We start from the raw sequence: 1,602 nt of genomic DNA, 5'->3' as shown, positions 1-1,602 counted from the left end.
GTTTCAGCCCTGTAGGGATCGCTTTTTCTCTCGCAAAGACGGATCACCTTTTTGTTGTCTGCCCGCAGTGCTTGGGTAACGGCTTCCAACAGCGTGGTTTTCCCCGTGCCTTTAGGCCCATCCAGGGAGACAAATAATGGACGATTCATGCTTCACGTAATGATGGATAAGTGATGAGCACCTTAACGTAGTTTGAAGCCGATGACGCTTGTCGATGCTATGGCTCACGCAGCAAAAAAGACGTGCCCCATGCCAACGGCTCCAACCCCAGGTGCACCGCCAGGCTCTGGCCGATATCGGCAAAGCTGGCTCGCTCGCCCAACCACCCCGCCGCCACGCCTGCACCATAAGCCAGTACGGGCACATGCTCACGGGTATGGTCGCTGCCCGGGCGCGAGGGGTCGCAGCCGTGGTCGGCGCTGATGATCAACAATGTCTGCGAGTCCATCAACGCCAGTAATTCCGTCAGCCTGCGGTCGAAGGCTTCCAGCGCGGCAGCGTAGCCGGCCAGGTCTCGGCGGTGTCCGTAGAGCATGTCGAAGTCGACGAAGTTGGCAAACACCAGGCTGTTGTCAGGTGCTTCCCGGTAGGCCTTGAGCGTGGCGTCGAACAGCGCGTCGTTGCCATCGGCCTTGTACAACCGGCTGATGCCTCGGTGAGCGAAAATATCGCCAATCTTGCCCACCGCGTGCACGGTGCCGCCGGCGTCGCAGAGGCGATCAAGCAGCGTCGCTGACGGTGGCGGCACGGTGTAGTCGCGGCGATTGCCGGTGCGCCGGAACTGGCCCGCGTGCTCCCCGGTGAACGGTCGGGCAATGACCCTGCCGACCGTGTATTCATCACACAAGGTGCGCGCGATTTCACACACTCGGTACAGCGCTTCAAGGCCGAAATGGCTTTCATGGGCGGCGATCTGCATCACGCTGTCGGCCGAGGTGTAGCAAATCGGCTGCTGGCTGCGGATGTGTAATTCACCCAAATCGTCCAGCACCGTGGTGCCCGAGGCATGGCAATTGCCCAGGATGCCCGGCAACCCTGCCCGCTCGATCAGGTCGGCCAGCAGTTGGGGTGGAAAGGACTCGGTCGGCTGCTCGAAATAACCCCAGTCAAACAACACTGGCACGCCCATCATTTCCCAATGCCCGGACGGCGTGTCCTTGCCGGATGATTGCTCGCGCGCATGGCCAAAGGCGCCGATCGGTGTCGCGTCGCCCCAGTTGCCTGGCAGCGGGCCATTGCCACTGGCCGCCGCTGCGGCGCCCAATCCCAGCTGGCCCAGGTTCGGCAGGTTCAAAGGTCCCCGTCGCAATGGCCCATCGGCCTCACCACGGGCACAGGCTTCGGCGATATGGCGCAAGGTGTCGGCGCCGGTATCGCCAAACAGCGCGGCGTCGGCACTCGCGCCGATGCCCAATGAGTCCAGCACTAATACGATGGCCTTGCTCATAGGATTGCCTGGATCAATTCGCGCGCGGCCAGGCGTTCACCGCCCAGCCGATACGCTGCGCGCAAGGCGGATGCGCCCTGCCCGGCCTGCTCTTGGGTGCGCGCGTGAACCCAGCCCAGGGGCCGTTTTGCATTCACCTGTTCGCCGACGAAGGC

At 62.7% G+C, this 1,602-nt stretch carries 2 protein-coding genes; both read right to left on the bottom strand.

Going from position 1 to position 1,602, the window contains the following annotated elements; all coding sequences use genetic code 11:
- Positions 1 to 149, bottom strand: a 149-nt coding sequence (locus FEM54_RS34880; protein ID WP_138454251.1) for an AAA family ATPase, incomplete at its 3' end; no start/stop codon positions are given.
- Positions 150 to 217: 68 nt separating this feature from the next.
- On the bottom strand, positions 218 to 1,447 hold the full coding sequence (locus FEM54_RS32270) for a phosphopentomutase (RefSeq protein WP_138454250.1): 1,230 nt from the start codon (positions 1,445 to 1,447) through the stop codon (positions 218 to 220).
- Positions 1,448 to 1,602 lie beyond the last annotated feature (155 nt).

The organism is Pseudomonas edaphica (assembly GCF_005863185.1).
Taxonomy (GTDB): Bacteria; Pseudomonadota; Gammaproteobacteria; order Pseudomonadales; family Pseudomonadaceae; genus Aquipseudomonas; species Aquipseudomonas edaphica.
Note: the sequence above shows the minus strand (reverse complement) of the source record. Positions and strands in the feature narration are given on the sequence as shown.

Coding starts and splice junctions, on each gene's coding strand:
- FEM54_RS32270 (WP_138454250.1), bottom strand. CDS start 1,447: ATGAGCAAGGCCATCGTATTAGTGCTGGACTCATTGGGCATCGGCGCG.